This window comes from Pseudomonas iranensis, from assembly GCF_014268585.2.
GTDB lineage: Bacteria > Pseudomonadota > Gammaproteobacteria > Pseudomonadales > Pseudomonadaceae > Aquipseudomonas > Aquipseudomonas iranensis.
In genome coordinates, this window is the sequence record NZ_CP077092.1 from 1,334,139 (window position 1) to 1,353,477 (window position 19,339).

Below are 19,339 nucleotides of genomic sequence, written 5' to 3' on the forward strand. Positions count from 1 at the left end.
TCCGTGAGTGATTTGAGTCATATCCGCAATTTCTCCATCATCGCCCACATTGACCATGGCAAGTCGACGCTGGCTGACCGTTTCATCCAGATGTGCGGCGGCCTGGCCGAGCGTGAAATGGAAGCCCAGGTACTGGATTCCATGGATCTTGAGCGTGAACGCGGGATCACCATCAAGGCCCACAGCGTTACCCTCTATTACAAAGCCAAAGACGGCATCACCTATCAACTGAACTTCATTGACACCCCGGGCCACGTCGACTTCACCTACGAAGTCAGCCGTTCCCTGGCCGCGTGCGAAGGTGCCTTGCTGGTGGTCGATGCGGGGCAGGGCGTCGAAGCCCAGTCCGTGGCCAACTGCTACACCGCCATCGAGCAGGGCCTGGAGGTCATGCCGGTCCTGAACAAGATCGACCTGCCACAGGCCGAGCCGGATCGCGTCAAGGACGAGATCGAGAAGATCATCGGCATCGACGCTACCGACGCCGTCACCTGCAGCGCCAAGACCGGTCTGGGTGTCGACGAAGTGCTCGAGCGTCTGGTGCACACCATCCCTGCGCCGACCGGCAATATCGAAGATCCGCTGCAAGCGTTGATCATCGACTCCTGGTTCGACAACTACCTGGGCGTTGTTTCCCTGGTACGCGTGCGCCACGGCCGTGTGAAGAAGGGCGACAAGATTCTGGTCAAGTCCACCGGCAAGGTGCACTTGGTCGACAGCGTCGGTGTGTTCAACCCGAAACACACCGCCACCGTTGATCTGAAGGCCGGCGAAGTGGGCTTCATCATCGCCAGCATCAAGGACATTCACGGTGCGCCGGTCGGTGACACCCTGACCTTGAGCTCCACGCCGGACGTGCCGGTGCTGCCGGGCTTCAAACGCATTCAGCCACAGGTTTACGCCGGTCTGTTCCCGGTCAGCTCCGACGACTTCGAGGATTTCCGCGAAGCGCTGCAGAAGCTGACCCTGAACGACTCGTCGCTGCAGTACACCCCGGAAAGCTCCGACGCCCTGGGCTTCGGCTTCCGTTGCGGCTTCCTCGGCATGCTGCACATGGAGATCATCCAGGAGCGCCTCGAGCGCGAGTACGACCTGGACCTGATCACCACTGCGCCGACGGTAATTTTCGAGCTGGTGCTGAAAACCGGTGAAACGATTTACGTCGACAACCCGTCGAAGCTTCCGGACGTGTCGGCGATCGAGGACATGCGCGAGCCAATCGTGCGCGCCAATATCCTCGTACCGCAGGAACACCTGGGCAACGTGATCACCCTATGCATCGAGAAACGCGGCGTTCAGGTCGACATGCTGTTCCTCGGCAATCAGGTGCAAGTGACCTACGACCTGCCGATGAACGAAGTGGTCCTGGACTTCTTCGACCGTCTCAAATCCACCAGCCGCGGCTATGCTTCGCTGGACTACCATTTCGATCGTTACCAATCGGCTAATCTGGTGAAACTGGACGTGCTGATCAACGGCGACAAGGTCGATGCCCTGGCATTGATCGTGCACCGTGACAATTCGCACTTCAAAGGTCGCCAGTTGACCGAGAAGATGAAAGAACTGATTCCTCGTCAGATGTTCGACGTGGCGATTCAGGCCGCCATTGGTGGTCAGATCGTGGCGCGGACAACCGTCAAGGCGCTCAGAAAGAACGTATTGGCCAAATGCTACGGCGGTGACGTCAGTCGTAAGAAGAAACTGCTCGAGAAGCAGAAGGCCGGTAAGAAACGCATGAAACAGGTCGGTAACGTGGAAATTCCACAGGAAGCCTTCCTCGCCGTGCTCAGGTTGGAATAATCAGGTCCTATGTCGCTAAATTTCCCGCTGTTGCTGGTCATCGCCGTGTTCGTCTGCGGCCTGTTGGCGTTGCTTGATCTGCTATTCCTGGCACCGCGTCGGCGTGCTGCCATTGCCTCTTATCAAGGCAGTGTCAGCCAGCCAGAGCCTGTGGTGGTCGAGAAGCTGAACAAAGAGCCGCTGCTGGTCGAATACGGCAAGTCGTTCTTTCCGGTGCTGTTCATCGTGCTGGTGCTGCGTTCGTTCCTGGTGGAGCCGTTCCAGATTCCGTCCGGCTCGATGAAACCGACCCTGGATGTCGGCGACTTCATTCTGGTGAACAAGTTTTCCTACGGCATCCGTCTGCCGGTGATCGACAAGAAGATCATCGAAGTCGGTGACCCGCAGCGCGGTGATGTGATGGTGTTCCGCTACCCGAGCGACCCGAACGTCAACTACATCAAGCGTGTGGTCGGCCTGCCGGGTGACACGGTGCGTTACACCGCCGACAAGCGTCTGTTCGTCAACGGCGAATCGATTGCCGAGAAGATGGTCGGCGCCGAGGCGGGTTCGCTGGGCAGCGCGGAGCTCTATCAGGAAAAACTCGGCGCAGCCGAACACCTGATCCGTAAGGAAATGAGCCGCTACCGCGCCACCCCGGACCGTTCGTGGACAGTGCCTGCCGGGCACTACTTCATGATGGGCGACAACCGCGACAATTCGAATGACAGCCGCTACTGGGATGATCCGAACATTCCCAAGGATCTGCTGGGCATGGTTCCCGACAAGAATATTGTCGGCAAGGCCTTCGCGGTCTGGATGAGCTGGCCAGAGCCGAAACTCAGCCACCTGCCGAATTTCTCGCGGGTTGGCCTGATCAAGTAATCAAACACGGCGCTGTTGACCACAGCGCCGAATGCATTTCTGGAGCCGGCACAATCGGCTTCGCAATCGCCAGGATTTATTTTTTGAACACAGCGTTAATTGTCCCAGGCCTGCGCCGTACCCCGGCGATGGCAGTGGAAACCAGCCACGAACTCAGCGTGGGTAAACCGTGAGCGTTTCTCTTAGCCGTCTCGAGCGCCAGCTCGGTTACACCTTCAAGGACCAGGAGCTGATGCTGCTGGCCCTCACGCACCGCAGTTTTGCCGGGCGCAACAACGAGCGTCTGGAATTCCTCGGTGATGCCATCCTCAACTTCGTCGCTGGCGAGGCGCTGTTCGATCGCTTCCCGCTGGCCCGCGAAGGCCAGTTGTCACGTTTGCGCGCACGGCTGGTAAAAGGTGAGACGCTGGCCGTACTCGCTCGCGGTTTCGACCTCGGCGATTATCTGCGCCTGGGTTCGGGTGAACTGAAGAGCGGTGGTTTCCGCCGTGAATCGATTCTGGCCGATGCCCTCGAAGCTCTGATCGGTGCGATCTACCTCGATGCCGGCATGGACGTCGCCCGCGAGCGCGTGCTGGCCTGGCTGGCCGGCGAATTCGAAGGGCTGACGCTGGTCGACACCAACAAGGATCCGAAAACCCGCTTGCAGGAACACCTGCAATCGCGCGGTTGCGAACTGCCACGCTACGAAGTGGTGGATATCCAGGGCGAACCGCACTGCCGAACCTTCTTCGTCGAATGCGAAGTGGTCTTACTGAATGAAAAAAGCCGAGGTCAGGGTGTGAGCCGTCGTATTGCCGAACAGGTAGCGGCCGCCGCAGCACTGATTGCCCTGGGCGTGGAGAATGGCAATGACTGATACAAACGCAACTCGCTGTGGCTACGTTGCCATCGTCGGCCGTCCCAACGTCGGCAAGTCGACGCTGCTCAACCACATCCTCGGGCAGAAGCTCGCGATCACCTCGCGCAAACCGCAGACCACCCGCCACAACATGCTCGGGATCAAGACCGAGGGCGACGTCCAGGCGATCTACGTCGACACTCCGGGCATGCACAAGGGTGGCGAAAAGGCCCTGAACCGTTACATGAACAAAACCGCTTCGGCGGCGTTGAAAGACGTCGACGTGGTGATCTTCGTCGTCGACCGCACCAAGTGGACCGACGAAGACCAGATGGTTCTGGAGCGTGTGCAATACGTGACCGGCCCGCTGATCGTCGCGCTGAACAAGACTGATCGCATCGAAGACAAAGCCGAGCTGATGCCGCACCTGAGCTGGTTGCAGGAACAGCTGCCAAACGCGCAGATCATTCCGATTTCAGCGCAGCACGGGCACAACCTCGAAGCGCTGGAAAAGGTCATCGCCGATCACTTGCCGGAGAATGATCACTTCTTCCCGGAAGACCAGATCACCGACCGCAGCAGCCGTTTCCTTGCCGCCGAACTGGTGCGCGAGAAAATCATGCGCCAGATGGGCGCCGAGCTGCCGTACCAGATCACCGTCGAAATCGAAGAATTCAAGCAGCAGGGCAAGACCTTGCACATCCACGCGCTGATTCTCGTCGAGCGTGACGGCCAGAAGAAAATCATCATTGGCGACAAGGGCGAGCGCATCAAGCGCATCGGCACCGAAGCGCGCAAGGACATGGAGCTGCTGTTCGACTCCAAGATCATGCTCAACCTGTGGGTCAAGGTGAAGGGCGGCTGGTCCGATGACGAGCGCGCGCTGCGTTCGCTGGGTTATGGCGACCTGTAAGTAGCGATCTCGAAAACACCGCTACTCACTGTGGGAGCGAGCCTGCTCGCGAAGAGGATGTAACATTCAGCATTGATGTTGACTGTCACTCCGCTTTCGCGAGCAGGCTCGCTCCCACAGTGGTTTTGGGTTGTATGTAAAACCGCGTTTCTTCATCGAGAACTCAATGTCGCAAAACCCGCCTCCCGCCCAACCCGCCTACGTCCTGCATTCGCGCGCCTATCGCGAAACCAGCGCATTGGTCGATTTCCTCACGCCGCAAGGTCGGCTGCGGGCGGTGTTGCGCAGTGCGCGGGGCAAGGCCGGGACTCTGGCACGGCCGTTCGTGGCGCTGGAGGTCGAGTTCCGTGGCAAGGGCGAGCTGAAGAATGTCGGGCGCATGGAGAGCTCCGGCACCTCGGCATGGCTCAACGGCGAGGCGCTGTTCAGCGGTCTCTACCTCAACGAATTGTTGATTCGCCTGTTGCCTGCCGAAGACCCGCATCCCGCAGTCTTCGATCACTATGCCGCTACCCTGCTGGCGCTGGCCGAAGGTCGGCCGCTGGAACCGTTGCTGCGCTCCTTCGAATGGCGTCTGCTGGATGATCTCGGCTACGGCTTCTCCATGAATACCGACATCCACGGCGAACCTGTCGCTGCTGACGGCCTCTATCGCTTGCAAGTGGACGCCGGACTCGAGCGCGTTTACCTGCTGCAACCCGGCTTGTTCAACGGCACTGAACTGCTGGCCATGGCCGAAGCCGACTGGTCGGCGCCTGGTGCGCTGTCGGCGGCCAAGCGTCTGATGCGCCAGGCCCTGGCGGTGCATTTGGGCGGGCGTCCGCTTGTCAGTCGCGAGCTGTTTCGCAAGCCCTGATATGCTGTGCGCCGAACCTCTCAATTCAGGAGCGCATCCGTGACCAGCAGCAATCGCATTCTTCTCGGCGTGAACATCGACCACGTCGCCACCCTGCGTCAGGCCCGTGGCACGCGCTACCCGGATCCGGTCAAGGCGGCGCTGGATGCAGAAGAGGCGGGCGCCGATGGCATCACCGTGCACCTGCGCGAAGATCGCCGTCACATCCAGGAGCGTGACGTGCTGCTGCTCAAGGATGTGCTGCAAACCCGCATGAACTTCGAAATGGGCGTCACCGAAGAAATGATGGCGTTCGCCGAGCGTATTCGCCCGGCGCACATCTGCCTGGTCCCGGAAACCCGTCAGGAACTGACTACCGAAGGTGGCCTGGATGTGGCGGGGCAGGAAGAGCGGATAAAGGCAGCGGTTGAGCGTCTGTCGAAGATCGGCAGCGAAGTGTCGCTGTTCATCGATGCTGACGAGCGGCAGATTGCGGCTTCCAAGCGCGTCGGTGCGCCGGCCATCGAACTGCACACCGGGCGCTACGCCGATGCCGAAACCCCGACTGAAGTGGCCGAGGAATTGAAGCGTGTGGCGGATGGCGTTGCGTTTGGTCTGGCCCAAGGCTTGATCGTTAACGCCGGTCACGGCTTGCATTACCACAACGTTGAAGCCGTGGCTGCGATCAAAGGCATCAACGAGCTGAACATCGGCCACGCGCTGGTGGCGCACGCGTTGTTCGTTGGCTTCAAGTCTGCCGTATCGGAAATGAAAGCGCTGATTCTGGCGGCTGCTCTCAAGGGCTAAGATCAAAAGATCGCAGCCTTCGGCAGCTCCTACAGGTTATGTGTACACCTGTAGGAGCTGCCGAAGGCTGCGATCTTTTGCTTTAGAGAGGGGCGGGCTCTTGCGCCGGTTTCGACTTGTCGATCGCCGGCACATGCAGGTTGCCCTCGGCCACCTGATCGCCCTCAAGCTGCGGCTGGGTCACCCAGGTCAGGATGTCGTAGTAGCGACGAATGTTCGCCACAAAATGCACCGGCTCGCCACCGCGGGCGTAACCGTAGCGGGTCTTGCTGTACCACTGTTTCTGCGACAGGCGCGGCAGGATCTTTTTCACGTCCAGCCACTTGTCCGGGTTCAAGCCTTCCTTCGCCGCCAGTTTGCGCGCGTCATCCAGATGGCCACTGCCGACGTTGTACGCCGCCAGGGCAAACCAGGTGCGATCCGGTTCCTGGATTGAATCGTCTAGCTGATCCTTCATATAAGCCAGGTACTTGGCGCCGCCCATGATGCTTTGCTTGGGATCGAGGCGGTTGGACACGCCCATCGCCTGCGCGGTGTTCTGGGTCAGCATCATCAGGCCGCGGACGCCGGTTTTTGACGTGACCGTCGGCTGCCACAGAGATTCCTGATAACCGATGGCCGCCAGCAGGCGCCAGTCGACTTTCTCTTTCTTCGCGTAGTTCTTGAAGTGCTGTTCGTATTTCGGCAGGCGCTGCTGCAAGTGCTGAGCGAAGGTGGTGGCGCCCATGTAGCCAAGCACATCGACGTGGCCGTAGTAGCGGTCCTTCAGGCGTTGCAGGGTGCCGTTCTTCTGCACCTTGTCCAGATAGGCGTTGATTTCATTGAGCAGGCTGTTGTCTTCGCCCGGGCCCACCGCCCAGCTCTGACTGCGCGCGTCACCGAGGTCGAAGGCCACGCGGATATTGGTGAAGTACACCTGATTCATCGCCACTTCGTTGGAGTCGACCAGTGTCAGATCAATCTGGCCCTCATCGACCATGCGCAGCAGATCGACCACTTCAACCGCGTCGGATTCTTCGTACTCGATGCCGGGATATTTCTGTTTCAGCGCGGCCAGTTGCTCGGCGTGGGTGCTGCCCTTGAGCACGGTGATCTTCTTGCCGACCAGATCCGCCGGATCGGTGGGGCGCGACTGGCCGTTGCGGTAGATGATCTGCGGGGTGACTTCGAGGTAGGAGTGGGAGAACCGCACCTGCTTCTTGCGTTCATCGCTGCTGACCAGACCGGCGGCCGCGAGTACCGGGCCGTTTGGCTTGCCGACCTGGTTGAACAGGTCATCGAGGTTGTCGGCGGTCTCGATCTTCAATTCGACGCCCAAATCGTCGGCGAAGCGCTTCACCAGCTCGTATTCAAAGCCGGTTTCACCGCTGCGATCCTGAAAGTAGGTGGCGGGGCTGTTGCGGGTAACCACGCGCAGCACACCATCCTCCTTTACGCGCTCGAGTGTGTTGGGTTTATCAACACAGCCACCGAGCACCAGGAAGAGTCCGGTTGCGATCAGCCATTTGGCGTATCGCGGACGCAAAGCCGTTGGGAAAAACATCTGCGCAGTATACGCAAACGGCCACGAGCGCCATATCTCGACAGCGTAGGACTAGTCTGCTAGCGATCACAAATCCGAGCGAAATCCCTTGAATACGGGCCTTCAGGGCATTTTGTTACAGTAAAAATAAGCCATGCTGAAACGCTCGATTTACCTGACCCCGAAGGCAGAAACACAGATTGCTACCCGAGTGCAACCGTGCGTAGCGTTTCGGGTGATGTTGAGGTCGGTTTAGGCTAGAATGCACGGCCTCAAAGCACACCCCTTCCCGAGGCTGTCCCGAAGATGTTGATCCTGCGCGGCGCTCCTGCCCTTTCTGCCTTTCGCCACAGCAAACTCCTTGAGCAACTGAGCCAGAAGGTTCCAGCTGTCAGTGGCCTGTATGCTGAATTCGCTCACTTCGCCGAAGTCACCGGCGTCCTGACCGGCGACGAACAGCAGGTGCTAGCGCGCCTTCTGAAGTACGGCCCAAGTGTTCCGGTTCAAGAGCCTACCGGCCGTCTGTTTCTGGTGTTGCCGCGTTTCGGCACCATCTCGCCGTGGTCGAGCAAGGCCAGCGACATCGCCCGCAACTGCGGCCTGAGCAAGATCCTGCGCCTGGAACGCGGTATCGCCTTCTATGTTGCAGGGCAGTTCAGCGAAGCCGAAGCCCAACTGATTTCGGACGCGCTGCATGACCGCATGACCCAGATCGTGCTGGCCAACCTCGAGCAGGCCGCCGGTCTGTTCAGCCATGCCGAGCCGAAGCCGCTGACCGCCATCGACATCCTCGGTGGCGGCCGCGGCGCGCTGGAAAAGGCCAACACCGAGCTGGGCCTGGCCCTGGCCGAAGACGAGATCGACTACCTGGTCAACGCCTTCAACGGTCTCAAGCGCAACCCGCACGACATCGAACTGATGATGTTTGCCCAGGCCAACTCCGAGCACTGCCGCCACAAGATCTTCAACGCCAGTTGGGACATTGACGGCCAGAGCCAGGAAAAAAGCCTGTTCGGCATGATCAAGAACACCTATCAGATGCACAGCGAAGGCGTGCTGTCCGCTTACAAGGACAACGCTTCGGTGATCGTCGGCAACGTTGCCGGCCGCTTCTTCCCGAATCCTGAAACCCGCCAGTACGGCGCGGTGCAGGAGCCGGTGCACATTCTGATGAAGGTTGAAACCCACAACCACCCGACCGCGATTGCCCCGTTCCCGGGCGCATCGACCGGTTCCGGCGGCGAGATCCGTGACGAAGGTGCAACCGGTCGCGGCGCCAAGCCAAAGGCCGGCCTGACCGGTTTCACCGTGTCGAACCTGCAGATCCCGGGCTTCGAGCAGCCTTGGGAAGTGCCGTACGGCAAGCCTGAGCGCATCGTCACCGCGCTGGACATCATGATCGAAGGCCCGCTCGGCGGCGCGGCGTTCAACAACGAATTCGGTCGTCCGGCGCTGACCGGCTACTTCCGTACCTTCGAACAGTCGATCACCACTCCGCACGGTGACGAAGTGCGTGGTTACCACAAGCCGATCATGCTCGCTGGCGGCATGGGCAACATCCGCGAAGAACACGTCAAGAAGGGCGAGATCGTCGTCGGCTCCAAGCTGATCGTGCTCGGCGGCCCGGCGATGTTGATCGGTCTCGGTGGCGGCGCGGCTTCGTCGATGGCCACCGGCACCAGCTCGGCGGATCTGGATTTTGCTTCCGTACAGCGTGAAAACCCTGAAATGGAGCGTCGTTGCCAGGAAGTCATCGACCGTTGCTGGCAACTCGGTGACAAGAACCCGATCAGCTTCATCCACGACGTCGGTGCGGGCGGTCTGTCCAACGCCTTCCCGGAACTGGTCAACGACGGCGATCGCGGTGGTCGTTTCGAACTGCGCAACATCCCGAATGACGAGCCGGGCATGGCCCCGCACGAAATCTGGTCGAACGAATCCCAGGAACGTTACGTGCTGGCAGTCGGCCCGGAAGACTTCGAGCGCTTCCAGGCGATCTGCGAACGCGAGCGTTGCCCGTTTGCCGTAGTCGGGGAAGCCACTGCCGAACCGCAACTGACCGTGACCGACAGCCACTTCGGCAACAACCCGGTGGACATGCCGCTGGAAGTGTTGCTGGGCAAGGCGCCGCGCATGCACCGTTCGGTGGTTCGCGAAGCCGAGCTGGGCGATGACTTCGATCCGTCGAATCTCGACATCAGCGAGTCCATCGAACGCGTTCTGCATCACCCGGCCGTAGCCAGCAAAAGCTTCCTGATCACCATCGGCGACCGCACCATCACCGGCCTCGTTGCCCGTGACCAGATGGTCGGCCCATGGCAAGTGCCGGTGGCCGACGTTGCCGTCACCGCCACCAGTTTCGACGTGTACACCGGTGAAGCCATGGCGATGGGCGAGCGTACTCCGCTGGCGCTGCTGGACGCGCCGGCCTCGGGCCGCATGGCCATCGGCGAAACCATCACCAACATTGCTGCCTCGCGCATCAACAAGCTCTCCGATATCAAACTGTCGGCGAACTGGATGTCCGCTGCCGGCCACCCGGGCGAAGACGCGCGTCTGTACGACACCGTGAAAGCGGTCGGCATGGAGCTGTGCCCTGAGCTGGGCATCACCATTCCGGTGGGCAAGGACTCGATGTCCATGGCCACGCGCTGGAACGACAACGGCGAAGACAAGACCGTCACTTCGCCGATGTCGCTGATCGTCACCGGTTTCGCGCCAGTGGCTGACATTCGTCAGACCCTGACGCCGGAACTGCGCATGGACAAGGGCACCACCGACCTGATCCTGATCGACCTCGGTCGCGGCCAGAACCGCATGGGTGCATCGATCCTCGCGCAAGTCCACGGCAAACTCGGCAAGCATGCGCCGGACGTCGATGATGCCGAAGACCTGAAGGCCTTCTTCGCGGTGATCCAGGGCCTCAACGCCGACGGTCATCTGCTGGCCTACCACGACCGTTCCGACGGTGGTCTGCTGACCTCCGTGGTGGAAATGGCCTTCGCCGGCCACTGCGGTCTGAGCCTGAACCTGGACAGCGTTGCCGAATCCGCTTCGGAAATCGCCGCGATCCTGTTCAACGAAGAACTCGGTGCGGTGATCCAGGTTCGTCAGGACGCCACCCCGGACATCCTCGCGCAATTCAGCGCCGCCGGTCTGGGCGACTGCGTGTCGGTGATCGGTCAGCCGATCAACAATGGCCAGATCAACATCACCTTCAACGGTGACACCGTGTTCGAAGGCCAGCGTCGTCTGCTGCAGCGTCAGTGGGCCGAGACCAGCTACCAGATCCAGCGTCTGCGCGACAACGCCGACTGCGCCGAGCAGGAATTCGACGCGCTGCTGGAAGAAGACAACCCGGGCCTGAGCGTCAAGCTCAGCTACGACGTCAATCAGGACATCGCCGCGCCTTACATCAAGAAAGGCATGCGCCCACAGGTTGCCGTGCTGCGTGAGCAGGGCGTCAACGGTCAGGTGGAAATGGCCGCCGCGTTCGACCGCGCCGGTTTCAGCGCGATCGACGTGCACATGAGCGACATCCTCGCCGGTCGTGTCGACCTCAACGAGTTCAAAGGCCTGGTGGCCTGCGGTGGTTTCTCCTACGGCGACGTGCTCGGCGCCGGTGAAGGCTGGGCCAAGTCGGCGCTGTTCAACAGCCGCGCCCGCGATGCGTTCCAGGGCTTCTTCGAGCGTAACGACAGCTTCACGCTGGGCGTGTGCAACGGTTGCCAGATGATGTCCAACCTGCACGAGCTGATCCCGGGCAGCGAGTTCTGGCCGCACTTCGTGCGCAACCGCTCCGAGCAGTTCGAAGCGCGCGTGGCCATGGTGCAGATCCAGGAATCGAACTCGATCTTCCTGCAGGGCATGGCCGGTTCGCGCATGCCGATCGCTATCGCCCACGGTGAAGGACACGCCGAATTCGCCAGCGAAGAAGCACTGCTGGAAGCCGATCTGTCCGGTTGCGTGGCGATGCGTTTTGTCGACAACCACGGCAAGGTCACCGAAGCCTATCCGGCCAACCCGAACGGCTCGCCGCGCGGGATCACCGGCCTCACCAGCCGTGACGGTCGCGTGACGATCATGATGCCGCACCCGGAGCGTGTGTTCCGCGCGGTGCAGAACTCGTGGCGTTCCGAAGACTGGAACGAGGACGCACCTTGGATGCGCATGTTCCGTAATGCTCGCGTCTGGGTGAATTGAGGCCTGTGTACAAGCTGGCGTTTTTTGTTCCTGACAGTCATGTCGAGGTGGTCAAAGGGGCTGTGTTCGCTGCCGGTGGTGGGCGGATCGGTGACTATGACCACTGCGCCTGGCAGGTGCTTGGCTCTGGTCAGTTTCGGCCTTTGGATGGCAGTCAGCCGTTTATTGGCGAGGCGGGGCAGGTTGAGCGTGTCGAGGAATGGAAGGTTGAGCTTGTCGTGGCGGATGAGTTGATTGTGGCTGTTGTGGCGGCGTTGAAGCTCAGTCATCCGTATGAGACGCCGGCTTATGAGGTGTGGCGGCTGGAGGATTTCTGATCTTCTTTGCTGCTTGAACGGGAGACCCGCAGATGAGTGATTGTCTGCGGGTTTTTTGTTGCCGCTGATTTTTAGGCGGGCGCATTTTCACTGTGGGAGCGAGCCTGCTCGCGAAGGCGCCCTTACAGGCGAGCATGCTGGCTGATTGGGTGAATATCCGTTGCTTCGGGTGCTGCGGCTGGCGGTTTCGCCCTTACGGCGAGTCACTTTTTCAGACGCCAAAAAGTAACCAAAACGCTTGCTCCTACGTTCGGCCCTCGCAGGCTCGGGTCCCTTCGCTCCGGGATCGATCCGGGCGCAGCGGCTCCGGTTTGCTTCGCTGCACCTCCTTCCGCTGTGTCTGGCTGCGCCAGACGGTCGCTGCGCTCCCACGCCCGGATCAATCCCTCCGCTCAGCCTTCCGACGTCGCCGGTGGATCAAGATCAAGAGCAGGCGAGCTGACACTCGGCCTATTGAGTGGTGAAGGGCGGGTGTTCGGCGTTATTTTTGTGGTGGATTTGCCCCTCACCCCAGCCCTCTCCCCGAGGAGAGGGAGCTGATTTGTGGGCTTTTCAAATCCTGAGTTCGACTCGGACTTTCACGTCGGCGTACCTCGCCTGAACAACTCGGTCAGTCCCCTCTCCCTCTGGGAGAGGGCTAGGGTGAGGGTGGCGATCTGGAGTGTGTTTAAAGCAGTGTCTGAGTTCGCAGAACCTTCCCACAAGGTTTTCAGGTTGCCCGTCGGACGTGCGATCTCTAGTCTTTTGATGTCGCCGAAACTTCGGCGATCGGGTGTGAGAACCCTTAGGAACTGTTAATCCACAATCAGTACCACCATAATCGCCGCCGGCATTTCTGCTGTGTATTGTTATGGCGGCTGTGTGCGGGCGGACTTCGGTCCGGCCGGGCTTGTTCCTACCGGTTTCTCACCCCGCACACTGCTGCCACCACTCCGCCGCGTGAGAAACGGCAAGTGATTGGCTATTGATTAGGAACGTATCAATGTCAAAACCTGTGCCCGATCCACCATACGAACCCACCCCCCTCGAACAAACCATCCGTGCCGACGACCTCGCGAAAAACCGCGAAGCGATCAAGCGCGCTCTCGATTTCTACCTTTGCCCGCAGCCTGGCAAGTCGCATCCGCCCAGCACTATGTTTCTGATTCAGCCCGACATCGACACTGAAAGCCTGCTCGCCCATGCCTGTGAATCACTGGCTTCAGCCAATACCCTGGCCAGTGATTTCGCCGATCAACTGGGCCGTCCGCAACGCAATACGGCTTTGGCGATACAGCAGATCATCATGCTCGCCGAGCTGGCGGTGAATCGGGCGCTGGATCGGGTTGACCCGCGTAGTTGAGTCAGGCGCGCAAATGTCGGCTCGGACATAAAAAAACCACTGGGCCGCCGGGCCCAGTGGTTCTTCTCGACGTGCAATCAGATTTACGTCACCTGCACCAGCTTGATGTCAGTTACCAGCATGCTGATCAACGTCCGCAGGTATTTGAAGCCCTCGTCTTTTTTGCCCCATCGATCAATGAACAACAAGCCTCGGTCGTTGACCTGAATCGGTGTGACCACTATTTCGCCAGCCTTGGATTTATGCACCAGACGCGTTCCGCTGGTGCCCTCGTTTTCGATCAGGAACAGCCCGGGGTGAGTCAGTTTACTGCGGCTGACCGGTGGCGCAGGGGCAATCTCCTTCTTGCCTGCGACTGCGAGGTTCATCGTGAAATCACTGCGCACAGCCCGTGCGCCGATGGCTTTTTCCGGGATTATTGTCGCCCACGCGCCTTGTTGGATCGAGCTGGCGAGATCAGGCGCACTGTCGCGAACATGAAGGCTGACCGCGCTCAGCGTTTCCCCCAGCCCCGGAACGCCGAGACTGTAGTTGGTCTGCGTGCTGTCGATGAGCGCGATCCATTTATGCGGTCCGTGGACCAATTGATCGGCTTTGATCGTTTCAGTGGCGAAGTAGCTGAACATCTCCTTCCTCGACAACTCGGGATCAGGCAATCCCTTGACGTTGTAACTGGCGACGCAATCAATGGCCCTGATGCGGATGTTGTATTTGGCCGCCGCCTCACATACCTCGTTGTAATTGTCGGTACCCACATAACCACTCGGCCGATCCGCGCTGAGCATGTGCAGATGAGTCTTGAGTCGCTCGGGCATCCGTTGGGTCAGGTGAAAGATGTCCAGATCCGCCTGATGCAGATCGGTGTATATACGCTCCAGGTACAACGTGTCATAACCCGCATCCTTGAATGCCTCCATGTGTTTCCTGAGCAGCGCCTTGCCTGATACTTCCGTTGGGTTTTCACCGATCAGGAGATTCAAGCGACCGTCTGCCAGTTTTTGCAAAAACGTGTCGAAGGTTTCCTCGGCGGTGATCGTCGGGAGCGCCGCTGTTGTCGCAGGTTTGAACTCGGCCAATGTATCTCTGGCCGCTTTGCCCAAGCGCTGGCGTGCGCCAACAAAAGCGCTGAATAACAGCCGGTCGCCTTTCGCGGGCTCGTAAAAACTGTTCAAGCCGTTACTGTCGCGCATCAGCCTGACAACATCCTCGTGAAACGACGGCGCCATATCGTAGTCGCCCAATTGACTGGAAGTCGTGGCAGTTGCCGCTGGCTTGGAGATCGGCCGAGGTGCTTTGTACGCGGTCGGCATCTGCACCAGATAATCGCCTTGGGCCGTCGCACTCCCGGCGGTTGCTGCGGGAGAGTCCAGGCCAATGCGAGCGGGTTGATACAGGTCGACATCTTCAACACGCACGGCTACAGCGTCGTGCAAATCGGCCAGCCCTGGGGTGTTATCGAAGGTACTCATGCGTGACTGCTCGGTCAGGACAATCCAGCGGTCTTCAGGGGCGTCGGCGATGTTGGCTGCAAGGGTCTGGTGCGAATAGAAGTTGCGGATGCTGTTGCTGCGTGGCGTCAGAGGCGAGATCGTCGACATCGCCATGAAGTGCTCCAGTTGGTAGCTGGTAGAGGCATCCAGTGCATGAATCTGGAGTCCCTTTTCTTGAGCTGCACGCACAAGTGCTCGATAAGAGTAGAGCGAACCCTCTGCGTGCCCCAGTGCCTTGTCGACGGCTTTGAGATGATCTTTGATGTGCTTCCAGCTTTCACCTTTGTTCAACTTTTGCAGCTTGGGATAAAAGACGTCTCCCGCGACATACTCCACATAAAGGCGCTTGAAACCCTTGGCCACGAGCGCGTCCATATTTTCAATCAGCACTTTTTTGCTGGCGATGGAGCCGGGCGCGGCGCCAATCACCAGATTTTTTCCTTTGCATGCGTCGCTGGCGATCAATTGTGCAAACGAGGCGTCGGCGGCCACGTCAGGGACCCGAGCGCGAACAGGCCGCGGGGCGAGTTCGGCGAAATGACGGTTCGCGTCTGCGGTGAGTTTGTCGACCTGTTTCAGGTAAGCGATTCGTGTTTTTGCGAGTCCATCGACTACGCCGATCACGGTCGCGAGGGGTGACGTACCCATGTAATCCTGCCCACTCGCCAGGACGCTGGCGCGGAACTGCGGATCCATGACCGCCTCGATGCGCTGCCGGTACTTTTGCGCCACGCCATAGTCTTTGTGCGGACCGGGTGTCTCGGGCACGGCGTCGTACTTCGGCGCGCCGCCGACCATGCCGCTGCGCCTCATTGTTCCGTCAAGATCGGGCACGACGAGAATACCGGTCGAGACGGGAGGGTCACTCATTTTCATCTGATAAAGCAAATAACGACCCAGTGCGTCGGGATCGTGCTTGGCGTAGTAAAAACGCCCTCTGAACTGGACCAGACGCAAACTGTGCCATTGCGGTGCTGGGGCTACCTGATCAATCAGTCTCACGACACCCTGCTGTTCGTTGCCAGCACTGGCGATCCCTTTACGCAACAGCCGACGCACGGGCTTGAGTGAGCGCAAGGCGGGACGCAGATCGGTCAACACTGCGCCGGTACTGTTGAACAAGTAACCGAGCAGGTGTTGGAAGGCTTCGCCGTGGTCCCCTTGGCGATAAGCGTGCAGCGCGAGCATGGCGTCCTTGAAGGCCAGCAGCAGACCGGTGCTCAGGCTTAGCAGCGGAAAGGGCGCGGTGGCGATGGCGGTGATCCATTCGACACTGGTCCAGATCAGCCCGGCGATCATTTCGGTCCGGCTGGTGGTGGTGGCGTGGACATTGTCGATTCGCCGTTGCAGCTTCATGTTGTATAGCGCCGTGCGCAGATCGCTGACGGCGTCGGTCGCTGGTGTCGAGTCGTAACGTGGCGGGCTGGGCGTGATTTTATTGAGGTCTTTGGGCAACTGAGTTTTGACGTTTTCGAGGAAAGTGCGAATCCGCGGCTGAGCGCTGACACTGACGCGCAGAACAAAGTATTCGGTCATTCCAGCCTGCTGTTGGAGCAAGTAGTTGAACAGCCGTGCTTCGCGAAAGCTGACACCGTCGGGCGCGTCGGGGGTGTAGAGCAGAACCGGGTTATCACCATGGCTGAACAGCCAGGCGTCGATCACCCATTCGCCGTCGATCATCAAGCGGTGGATGGGGTATTTCGTACGCGTCACTCCAGACGATTCATCCATGCTGGTGATGCTCTGCTCCAGCCATTGCCGATCGCTGCTGGCGATGTGACCCTGCAGCTGGCATTCCAGCGCAGCGCTTTTCATCTGGCGCTGAGTGATGGCCAGGGTTGCGTTACGGCGGAACTCGTAGCCCTCGCTTGTCGCACTCTGCAGTTCAGCCTTGACCTTGTCGGTGTAACGCTGGCCGATCCACATTCCGGTGACCGAGCGCGCGACGTTCTGCGCGGTGAGGCTGCTGATATCGATATCCGGCGGGCCTTTGAAGCGGGCCGAGCGGGAGAATTTGTCATCGAGAAAACCGATGCCGTCGGCATAGCCGTCGCGATACAGCTGGGTGTAGGTCAACGGCTTCGGGGTCGAGGAGCGCACGATGGAAGTCGGCGAGTAAGCCCATACGGTATCCGGGTCGACATCATTGGCCGGGCGCTTGAGCAAGCGGTTCAGACTGATTTTCGCCTGCTCGTGGACGTAGTCGTTGAAGGCTGGAAAGCGGCTGCCCGACAAGTGATGTTGATTGAAAGCGCGCAATGCGCCCTCGGCCTCCTCGGTGAAGGTCGACAATGCCCGGCGATTGGCTGCTGTTGTCGAGCGATACCAGGTGGGCGTGCTGAAGTCATAGTTGTCGATCCGCGTGGCCAGTACGTGTTCGGCCATGGCTTGCAGGCAATCGACATGGTTGCCGGTGTGACCGAACGTCACCTTCCGATGCTCCAGCGCATCAGGCTTGAAGCTCAGCCCTGCCAGCACTTTGCGTAGCGTCGGGCGAAAGCGTATCGGCGCACGGCTGATCAGGTAGCCCGCCATGCTGTCGGCGACATCACTGTGCCCGGCCCAGCCCAACAGATGGGTCTGGCATTCGCGTTCACTGGTGAAGGCCTGAAACTGCTGCTCTCGCGGTGCCTGCGGCGTGCACAGCAGTACACGTTTGATCGCGCCCTTGTCGTCGCTCTGACGCAATACCCACAAGTCCTGCAATTGCGCACCGTGCAGCGACAGGGTGGCGGCGCGCAAATGGGCATCGCTGCCGCTGCGCAGGCGCTGGATGAGCTGCAGATCACTGTCTTGCAGGTGCCCTTGCAGCACCGCCGTATAGGCGAGCGCGACGATTCGCAGGTCGAGCATTCGCTCAATGGCGGGTTTGATCGCAGGCCTGGCGTGCATTTCTTTTTGCAAGCGACTGAAGTCGATGCGCGGCTGCAGTTTCAGCGCTTGCCCGACCAGCCACGCGGGTGTCACGTCGACAAAGGTTTCCGGCAATGGCGCACCATCATAGGTCAGGGTGGTGTAGCTCAGAAACTCCGACCCCGGTAACTCATCGCCAGTGTGCGGGCCGCGCAAGGACAGATCGAGCAGGCTGAGCTGGTGCACGTAGACGCCATAGCCCGGCACCCGACGGTCGGTGCTGATCCGCAGTTTTTCCGGCTCCAGATCGTCGATTTCCAGCTCGTCGCTCAGGCGTTCCAGCCACTGCTGGCGGGCCAGCGCGATCAGGCTGCCTACCGGTTCCACCAGGTCGAGCAAGTGTTGTCGCGCCTGCTGATAGTTGCGCAAGTGCTCGGCCAGTTCGGTTTGCCGTGCAGTGCTGGCGCTGCGGTACCAGTCCGGTGCGCTGTAGCGCAGATGGCGTTCGAACAGGGTCTGTGCGCGCAGCTCCAGGCGTGGAGTGAGATCCGGCTGGGCGGTAGCAATGGCTTTTTCGAGCGCTTCGAGCAACAGCGTTGGGTCTCGTTGCGGGTTGTCGGCGAAGCCCAAGGCGCGCTCGATATCCTGCGTGCGTTTCTCGATCAGCGCGTCGTAGGTGTGTTCGAACAAGGGCTTGCTGTCGATCGGCGCGAGCGACAGCGGCCAGATCCCTGCGGCACCGACATCGTGATAACGGGTCGGCAGCATTTGCATGAAGTCCTCGCGGCCGCTGCGCGAGTTCAGCGACTCGCGCAGATGAGTGTCGAGATCGGCCAGCGAATTGAAGAACTCGATGCCGCGTGCAGGCGTGAACAGCAGGGCGTAACCGACGCTTTGGTCTTTCAACAGATCGGTGACTCGCGGGCTGTCCTTTTCCGTTACGACAAAGGCGCCGGCCAGTTCGACGGTGGCGGCCTGATAGCTGAACTGCATTGCGTACATGGCTGGACGCAGCATCGGGCCCAGGTCGAGTTTATTCAAAAGCTCGCCGGCTTGCGGGTGCAGCAGGCGATCGGTAACGGCTTGTCGTGCTTCGTGGCCGAAGGCGGCGAATCCGGCATCGTATTTGAGAAAGGTCTTTGCCGGCTTGCCGTCGATCTTGTCGCGCAGGTCCATGTTGATCAGTTGGGTGTTGAGTCTGATCTTCAGGTTTGCGATCAGCTTTTTGCCTGTGTCGCTTTGCAGGTCGCTGGTTTCGAGCTCTTGGTACAGCGCGCGGCTTCGCTGCTGGTAGCTGGTGCGGTAGGTTTTCAGCTGTTCATTGAGGGTTTTCAGGTAGGTCTGTTCGGTGGTCGGTTTGTGTTCGGGGAGAAGTGGGTCAGGGGTATTGAACAGGTAATCACCGATCTGGTTGAGGTCGCTTTTGATCTCATCGGGGGTGGGGGCGTTGGGGGTGCTCATGGGCACGTTCTCCAGGCTGGGAATGAGGGGCCAGCATGGCGAGGAGGGTGTTTTGTGGGGTGGTATATATGTATGGGTTTGGGGCTGGGTT

11 protein-coding genes are annotated in these 19,339 nt (G+C 59.9%); 9 read left to right on the forward strand and 2 right to left on the reverse strand.

Features of this window, described 5'->3' with window-relative positions; all coding sequences use genetic code 11:
- The first annotated feature begins 3 nt into the window (after positions 1 to 3).
- From lepA to pdxJ, 6 genes are all read left to right on the forward strand, one after another.
- Positions 4 to 1,800, forward strand: coding sequence for a translation elongation factor 4 (gene lepA / locus HU724_RS05850; protein ID WP_016771564.1), 1,797 nt, complete (start codon positions 4 to 6; stop codon positions 1,798 to 1,800).
- A gap of 9 nt (positions 1,801 to 1,809) precedes the next feature.
- Positions 1,810 to 2,664 carry a signal peptidase I gene (lepB, locus tag HU724_RS05855; RefSeq protein WP_016771563.1) on the forward strand — a complete coding sequence of 285 codons (855 nt, stop codon included), beginning with the start codon at positions 1,810 to 1,812 and terminating at the stop codon, positions 2,662 to 2,664.
- 169 nt (positions 2,665 to 2,833) lie between these two features.
- Positions 2,834 to 3,523, forward strand: a complete 690-nt coding sequence (rnc, locus tag HU724_RS05860) for a ribonuclease III (RefSeq protein ID WP_024011703.1) — start codon at positions 2,834 to 2,836, stop codon at positions 3,521 to 3,523.
- Positions 3,516 to 4,418: a GTPase Era gene (gene era, locus HU724_RS05865; RefSeq protein ID WP_016771562.1), complete on the forward strand. Its 903-nt coding sequence runs from the start codon at positions 3,516 to 3,518 to the stop codon at positions 4,416 to 4,418. The genes rnc and era overlap by 8 nt, the downstream gene beginning before the upstream one ends.
- Positions 4,419 to 4,584: 166 nt before the next feature.
- Positions 4,585 to 5,274 (forward strand): DNA repair protein RecO, encoded by a 690-nt coding sequence (recO, locus tag HU724_RS05870; RefSeq protein ID WP_041479514.1) that lies wholly within the window; start codon positions 4,585 to 4,587, stop codon positions 5,272 to 5,274.
- Positions 5,275 to 5,313: 39 nt separating this feature from the next.
- Positions 5,314 to 6,060 (forward strand): pyridoxine 5'-phosphate synthase, encoded by a 747-nt coding sequence (gene pdxJ, locus HU724_RS05875; RefSeq protein WP_122707172.1) that lies wholly within the window; start codon positions 5,314 to 5,316, stop codon positions 6,058 to 6,060.
- 82 nt (positions 6,061 to 6,142) lie between these two features.
- Here the strand turns inward: pdxJ and mltF are convergent, their stop codons facing one another.
- Positions 6,143 to 7,603 (reverse strand): membrane-bound lytic murein transglycosylase MltF, encoded by a 1,461-nt coding sequence (gene mltF, locus HU724_RS05880; RefSeq protein ID WP_024011704.1) that lies wholly within the window; start codon positions 7,601 to 7,603, stop codon positions 6,143 to 6,145.
- Positions 7,604 to 7,888: 285 nt separating this feature from the next.
- On the opposite strand from mltF, the gene purL reads away from it, so the two are divergent.
- The 3 genes from purL (at position 7,889) to HU724_RS05895 (ending at position 13,444) form a co-directional block, all read left to right on the forward strand.
- Positions 7,889 to 11,785 (forward strand): phosphoribosylformylglycinamidine synthase, encoded by a 3,897-nt coding sequence (gene purL / locus HU724_RS05885; RefSeq protein WP_186569423.1) that lies wholly within the window; start codon positions 7,889 to 7,891, stop codon positions 11,783 to 11,785.
- Between the two features lie 5 nt (positions 11,786 to 11,790).
- Complete coding sequence (locus HU724_RS05890; protein ID WP_095050948.1) at positions 11,791 to 12,102, forward strand: YqfO family protein; 312 nt, start codon at positions 11,791 to 11,793, stop codon at positions 12,100 to 12,102.
- A gap of 982 nt (positions 12,103 to 13,084) precedes the next feature.
- Positions 13,085 to 13,444: a DUF6124 family protein gene (locus HU724_RS05895; RefSeq protein WP_186569424.1), complete on the forward strand. Its 360-nt coding sequence runs from the start codon at positions 13,085 to 13,087 to the stop codon at positions 13,442 to 13,444.
- 83 nt (positions 13,445 to 13,527) lie between these two features.
- On the opposite strand, the gene HU724_RS05900 is transcribed toward HU724_RS05895, so the two are convergent.
- Positions 13,528 to 19,248, reverse strand: coding sequence for a membrane-targeted effector domain-containing toxin (locus tag HU724_RS05900; RefSeq protein ID WP_186569425.1), 5,721 nt, complete (start codon positions 19,246 to 19,248; stop codon positions 13,528 to 13,530).
- Positions 19,249 to 19,339 lie beyond the last annotated feature (91 nt).